The organism is Aminobacter sp. P4_H6_2 (assembly GCF_056400805.1).
This window is the reverse complement of sequence record NZ_JBFUKO010000328.1, coordinates 1-6,046: the sequence shown is the minus strand read 5'-3', so window position 1 is coordinate 6,046 and position 6,046 is coordinate 1. Positions and strand designations below refer to the sequence as shown.

7 protein-coding genes are annotated in these 6,046 nt (G+C 61.0%); 4 read left to right on the top strand and 3 right to left on the bottom strand.

Features of this window, described 5'->3' with window-relative positions:
- Positions 1-58 precede the first annotated feature (58 nt).
- Positions 59-640, bottom strand: a complete 582-nt coding sequence (locus tag AC1DUU_RS20680) for a DedA family protein (protein WP_476785272.1) — start codon at positions 638-640, stop codon at positions 59-61.
- Positions 641-929: 289 nt separating this feature from the next.
- On the opposite strand from AC1DUU_RS20680, the gene AC1DUU_RS20675 reads away from it, so the two are divergent.
- The 4 genes from AC1DUU_RS20675 to AC1DUU_RS20660 are packed head-to-tail and all read left to right on the top strand — an operon-like array spanning position 930 to position 5,118.
- Entirely contained in the window at positions 930-1,643 is a 714-nt protein-coding gene (locus AC1DUU_RS20675) for a DNA-3-methyladenine glycosylase I (RefSeq protein ID WP_476785271.1), read from the top strand.
- A 53-nt stretch (positions 1,644-1,696) separates the two neighbouring features.
- On the top strand, positions 1,697-3,409 hold the full coding sequence (locus AC1DUU_RS20670) for an NAD+ synthase (protein ID WP_476785270.1): 1,713 nt from the start codon (positions 1,697-1,699) through the stop codon (positions 3,407-3,409).
- A 48-nt stretch (positions 3,410-3,457) separates the two neighbouring features.
- Positions 3,458-3,877, top strand: coding sequence for a GNAT family N-acetyltransferase (locus AC1DUU_RS20665; RefSeq protein ID WP_476785269.1), 420 nt, complete (start codon positions 3,458-3,460; stop codon positions 3,875-3,877).
- A gap of 5 nt (positions 3,878-3,882) precedes the next feature.
- On the top strand, positions 3,883-5,118 hold the full coding sequence (locus AC1DUU_RS20660; protein ID WP_476785268.1) for an MFS transporter: 1,236 nt from the start codon (positions 3,883-3,885) through the stop codon (positions 5,116-5,118).
- Between the two features lie 11 nt (positions 5,119-5,129).
- On the opposite strand, the gene AC1DUU_RS20655 is transcribed toward AC1DUU_RS20660, so the two are convergent.
- Both AC1DUU_RS20655 and AC1DUU_RS20650 read right to left on the bottom strand, forming a co-directional pair.
- Positions 5,130-5,750, bottom strand: coding sequence for an ATP-dependent Clp protease proteolytic subunit (locus AC1DUU_RS20655; RefSeq protein ID WP_476785267.1), 621 nt, complete (start codon positions 5,748-5,750; stop codon positions 5,130-5,132).
- Between the two features lie 37 nt (positions 5,751-5,787).
- Positions 5,788-6,046, bottom strand: a 259-nt coding sequence (locus AC1DUU_RS20650) for an SRPBCC family protein (RefSeq protein ID WP_476785266.1), incomplete at its 5' end; no start/stop codon positions are given.

Here is a 6,046-nt window from a genome sequence, read left to right as displayed (position 1 = left end):
CCTGATCATTCCGCTCATTCTCGATCGGGGAGACCGCGAGCTCGGCGTCGGCTGATACCTATTCGCGCGGCTCTTTCTTCGMAACATGATGGGCGAGAAGCCATCCGGCGATCGCTACGGCCACGCCGATACCCAGACCTATGAGCAAGCGATGGTGACCCTTCAGCGTGTCGCCGATGATATGCTCGGCGCCGAGGCCGAAGACATAGCCAAGGCTGACGAACAATGCTGCCCAGACCAGCGCCGATAGCGCGTTGAGGGCGAGAAAGAGCATGACCGGAATGCGCGACAGGCCGGCGGCGATGCCGCCGGCGATGCGCATGCCATAGATGTAGCGGTTGGCCAGAACGAAGAGATTGGGGTGGGCCTGGACCATTCTGTAGGCATGGCTGAAGCCGGGCCGACGCCTGAGCAGACGCACCCATTTATGGCCGGAAAACCGTCGGCCAAGGACAAAGAACAGCGTGTCGCCCAAAAAGGCGCCGGCGGATGCGACGGTCAATACTTGCCACGGCGCGAATATCTGCTGGTGAGCGAAGAAGCCGCCGAGGATTGCCACGCTTTCACCTTCGGCCATGCAGCCGATGAAAACGGCAAGCAGTCCAAAGCGCTCAACGAGGTAGTGGACGGTGTCCATCATTAGCTGGGAGCCATGCGTCGTATCGGCTCGGCGTGTTCGCGGACCTGTTCGCGCAACAGGATGATCTCCTGGAAACGGTTTTCGTTGCGTTTTTCGTGCAGCGCCATGATCCTGGTCTCGGCCTTGAGGTTTACCGCATAATCTTGCGCCGTCGATGCGTCACGCGCGGCCTGCCGGTTCCGCGAGGGGCTCCTCTTCCACTCCGCAATAAAGGCGCAAGCTTGGCAGCCGCATATCCATATACGAAGATGATGGATATCGCATCGCACGCGGCGAGGAGGGAAGATCGATGGCGGATTTTGCGAAGATCAGGGCGCGTGCGGCCGAGCGCAAGGGCGGCGATGCCGTACTGATGTCGCTACTCAGCCCTGCGTCCGACAATGCAAAACTCGCCAAGGTCACCGACGATCGTGTTCTCTCCACCATGGCCGAACGCGTCTTTGCTGCAGGCTTTGTCTGGCGCGTGATCGAACAGAAATGGCCGGGTTTCGAGGAAGCGTTCCTCGGCTTCGAGCCGAAACGCCTGCTGTTTCAACCAGACGATTTCTGGCACGACCTTGCCTCCGACAAACGCATCGTGCGCAATCCGCAAAAGATCAGGTCGGTGCGCGACAACGCGGCCTTCGTCGAACAAGTGTCGAAGGAGCATGGCGGCTTCGGTAAATTCCTGGCTGCATGGCCTGCCGACGATCAAATCGGCCTCACAGCCTATCTCGGCAAGCACGGCAGCCGGCTTGGCGGCAACACCGGCCAGTATCTGTTGCGCTGGCTTGGATGGGATACCTTCATCATGTCGCAGGACATGATTTTGGCATTGCGCGACGCCGGGCTCGACATCGCCGCAAGCGCTACTTCCAAGAAGGATCTCGCCAAAGTGCAGGCCCAGATCAATGAGTGGGTGGCGAAGACCAAGCTGCCACGGGCACATATTTCGCGCATTTTGTCGATGTCGATCGGCGTCAATCACTCGGCCGACGAACTGCGCTCCTATATGGGCGAATGATGGTCCAATCGAACGGCATTGCCCGACACAGATACGCAGGCTAAATCGCTGACATGACGAAAAAAACCATTCCCGATGTCCTCCGCATCGCTGTCGCCCAGCTTAACCCGACAGTCGGCGATATCTCAGGCAACCTTGCCAAAGCGCGCGAGGCGAGGGCGGACGCGGCGCGCCAAGGTGCCGATCTGGTTCTGTTCACCGAACTCTTCCTGGCCGGCTATCCGCCGGAGGATCTGGTACTCAAGCCGGCCTTCCTTGCGGCCTGCGAGCGCGCCGCCGACGAGTTTGCCAAGGACACGGCTGACAATGGTCCCGGCGTCATCATCGGCGTGCCGGTCAAGCGCAAAAGCGGGGTGCACAACGCGATCATCGTCGCCGATGGGGGCAAGGTAATTGCCGAGCGTTTCAAGGTCGACCTGCCCAACTATGGCGAGTTTGACGAAAAGCGGGTCTTTCAGCCGGGTCCCGACATGCCCGGACCAGTCAATTTCCGTGGCGTGCGCCTCGGTATCCCGATCTGCGAGGACATCTGGGGCGAACTCGGCGTTTGCGAGACTCTGGCCGAAAGTGGCGCCGAGATCCTGCTTGTGCCCAATGGCTCGCCCTACTACCGCGCCAAGATGGATGTCCGCCACCAGGTGGCGATCCGCCAGGTCATCGAAAGCGGCCTGCCGCTGCTTTATGCCAATCAGCTAGGTGGCCAGGACGAACTGGTCTTCGACGGCGCCTCGTTTGCGATCAATGCCGACCATTCACTGGCTTTCCAGATGAGCCAGTTCGAAGAGGCGGTGGTGATCACGACATGGATGAGAAACCGTGACGCCGCGGGCGCGCAAAATGGTGCAAGCGAAGGCTGGGCCTGTGTCGAAGGCCCGATGTCGAAGATCCCCGAGCGCGAAGAGGCCGACTACCGCGCCTGCATGCTGGGCCTGCGCGACTACGTCAACAAGAACGGCTTCAAGAACGTCGTGCTCGGCCTTTCTGGAGGCATCGATTCGGCGATCTGTGCGGCGCTTGCCGTCGACGCGCTCGGCGAAGAGCGGCTCAGGGCGATCATGATGCCCTATCGCTACACCTCGGGCGACTCGCTGAAGGATGCGGAAGATTGTGCCCGCGCACTCGGCTGCCGCTACGATATCGTGCCGATCCATGAGCCGGTCGACGGCTTCTCGCATGCACTGACACAACTGTTCGAGGGCACCGAAGAGGGCATCACCGAGGAGAACCTGCAGAGCCGCGCGCGCGGCACGATCCTGATGGCGGTGTCCAACAAGTTCGGTTCGATGGTGGTGACCACCGGCAACAAGAGCGAGATGTCGGTTGGCTATGCCACGCTTTACGGCGACATGAATGGCGGCTTCAACCCGATCAAGGACCTCTACAAGATGCAGGTCTATGCGCTGTCGCGCTGGCGCAATACGCACGTGCCGCCCGGCGCGCTCGGCCCTTCGGGCATCGTTATCCCACAGAACATCATCGACAAGGCGCCGTCGGCGGAACTCAGGCCCAACCAGACCGACCAGGATTCGCTGCCGCCCTATCCGGCGCTCGACGATATCCTGGAATGCCTGGTCGAAAACGAAATGGGCGTCGACGAGATCGTGGCGCGTGGCCACGACCGTGACACCGTCCACCGTATCGAGCATCTGCTCTACATCGCCGAATACAAGCGTCGGCAAGCGGCACCGGGCGTGAAGATCACCAAGAAGAATTTCGGTCGCGACCGGCGCTACCCGATCACGAACAGATTCAGGGATCGCGGATAAGACTCTGAGCCAGCATCGTGCGGTAGCGTCCGCCGGAAGGAACGGCCTATGACTGCGGTCGAGATCAGCTTTGACCTGTCGCGTATCGATTTCGGCAGGACGTCAGAAGTCATCAAGGCGAGCTATTGGGGGGCGCAGCGGAACGACGATCTCAATCGCCGCGCCTTTGAAAACTCGCTCTGCTTGGGTGCCTATTTAGACGGGCTGCAAGTAGGCTTTGCCCGCGCGGTCACCGACTATGCCTGCTTTGCCTATGTGTGCGACGTCATCGTCTGGCCGGAACATCGCGGTTCGGGCATCGGCAAGAAGCTGATGCAGGCGCTGCTCGATCACCCCGACCTTGCGACTGTCACAGGCTGGAGCCTGCGCACCAGCGACGCGCATACTTTGTACAACAAGTTCGGATTCGAGGTTTCGAGCGACGGCATGTACATGCGCCTGGCGCGGCAGCCGGCCACCCGCGAATAAAGCACATGTCGTACGTAGCCTTCGTCCGCGACAATCCGCGCTGGCTCGCCAGCGGGTTTTTGCTCACCTTCTTTTCGACGTTCGGCATGACATCGTTCATCGCGCTGTCGGCCGGCGACATCCGCCGCGATTATGGGCTGTCGCATGGCGAATTCGGCACGCTTTACATGTTCGCGACGCTCGCCAGCGCGTTGAGCTTGCCTCGGCTTGGCCAGATCGTCGACCGCTACAGCGTGCAGAAGGTGGTGCTGTTCGTTGTTCCGATGCTGGCGCTTGCAAGCGCGTCAATGGCGCTGTCCCAGCACCTCGTCCTGCTGTTTGTGACCATCTATCTCCTGCGCCTGTTTGGCCAGGGCATGATGGTGCATTCAGCCTACACCGCGACCTCGCGCTGGTTTTCGGCCCAAAGGGGGCGGGCGCTTTCGACAGTCATTCTTGGGCATAACGCGGGCGATGCGATCATCCCGATGGGTTTTGTGCTGCTCGCCACCTCGGTTGGCTGGYGCAACGGCTGGCTGCTGGCGGCCGCAGCTCTGGCGTTGATCGCGGTGCCGGCAATCGCGTTGCTGGTGGCTACAGACCGAAAGCCGCGCTCGTCGGATCCTGTGGCGCGCCGGATCGATGCGCGCGACTGGACGCGGGCCGAAGTGGTCCGCGATCCAATTTTCTACCTGTTGCTGCTCGGCGTCATGGTGCCAGGCTTGATCGTGACGACCTTGTTTTTCCATCAGGTCTATTTGGTGGAACTGCGGGGCTGGTCGCTCGAAGTCTTTGCTTCGTCCTTTGTGGTGACGGCGGTGGTCAATGCCGCCTTCACGCTGATCGTCGGCCAGCTGATCGACCGTTTTTCCGGCGTATCGCTGCTGCCTTTCGTATTGCTGCCCTTGGGCTTCGCCTGCTTGTTGCTGGGCCTCGTCGACGAGCAATGGGGTGCCTTTGGCTTCATGGCGCTGCTCGGCGTTTCGAACGGTCTGTCGACGACGTTGTTCGGTGTGGTCTGGCCCGAAGTCTATGGCCTCAAGCACCTTGGCTCGATCAGGGCGCTGATCGTCGCCGCTGGGGTGTTCGCCTCTGCAATCGGGCCGGGCCTGACCGGGTTCCTGATCGACGGCGGAACGAGCTATCCCGGCCAGATCGTGGCCATGGGGCTTTACTGCTTTGCCATTTCATTTGTCCTGCTGCTGGCTTCGCGCCGGGTGCGCGCGCGAAGCCAGGTCTCGGCTGTGCCTGTCGAAGCTTGAGGGGAACCAGCTTACTTTGCCGAAAAGCTTTCGACGGTCTTGCGGCGGTCATAGACGTGGTCGACCAGTCCCCACTCCTTGGCTTCGTCTGCGGTGAAGAAGAAATCGCGGTCGAGCACGCGTGTCACTTCCTCCTCCGTCCGGCCGCAATGCTCGGCGTAAAGGCGCGTCATCCGACGCTTGAGCTTGATGATGTCCTCGGCGTGGCGTTCGATGTCGGAAGCCTGGCCGCGAAAGCCGCCTAGTGGCTGGTGCAGGACTACACTCGCATTGGGCAAAGCGATGCGTCGGCCCGGCTCGCCGGCTGCGAGCAGGAAGGAAGCCATGGACCCCGCCGTGCCCATGCACAGCGTGGAAACCGGGCTGCTGATGAAGCGCATCGTGTCGTAGATGGCAAAGCCGCTCGTCACCATACCGCCGGGCGAGTTGATGTAGAACGAGATTTCGCGGTTCGGGTTTTCGGATTCCAGAAACAGAAATTGGGCGCAGATGAGCGAAGCCGAGTTGTCATCGACCTCGCCGTTGAGGAAGACAATCCGCTCACGCAAAAGCCGGGAAAAGATGTCGAATGAGCGTTCGCCGCGTGGCGACTGCTCCACCACCATAGGGACGAGTTGCATCGTGTCGCGCATGCGCGAAATCCTTTCCATCATTGGTGTGTTTTTGGGCTTAGGCGGCGAGGCGCATCAGCGGTGGGCTGTTCGAATTTGCAGGAGCCATGACGCTTCGCCCAGCGTCAACGCTGTGGGTCAGGCGGAACGAGGTTCCGCCATCAGGGTTCAGCGACAGGTCGAAGGTGACGAAGCTTTCCGGTTCGGTCGTTGCCTTATCGCTCCAGGCGTAGCGCACGCGGGAATAGGGCAGGGCCTCGACGATCCGATAGGCCGGTCCAGCCTCGTCACGGTCACCGATTTCAACTGCCGGAACA

Coding starts and splice junctions, on each gene's coding strand:
- AC1DUU_RS20670 (WP_476785270.1), top strand. CDS start 1,697: ATGACGAAAAAAACCATTCCCGATGTCCTCCGCATCGCTGTCGCCCAG.
- AC1DUU_RS20665 (WP_476785269.1), top strand. CDS start 3,458: ATGACTGCGGTCGAGATCAGCTTTGACCTGTCGCGTATCGATTTCGGC.
- AC1DUU_RS20675 (WP_476785271.1), top strand. CDS start 930: ATGGCGGATTTTGCGAAGATCAGGGCGCGTGCGGCCGAGCGCAAGGGC.
- AC1DUU_RS20655 (WP_476785267.1), bottom strand. CDS start 5,750: ATGCGCGACACGATGCAACTCGTCCCTATGGTGGTGGAGCAGTCGCCA.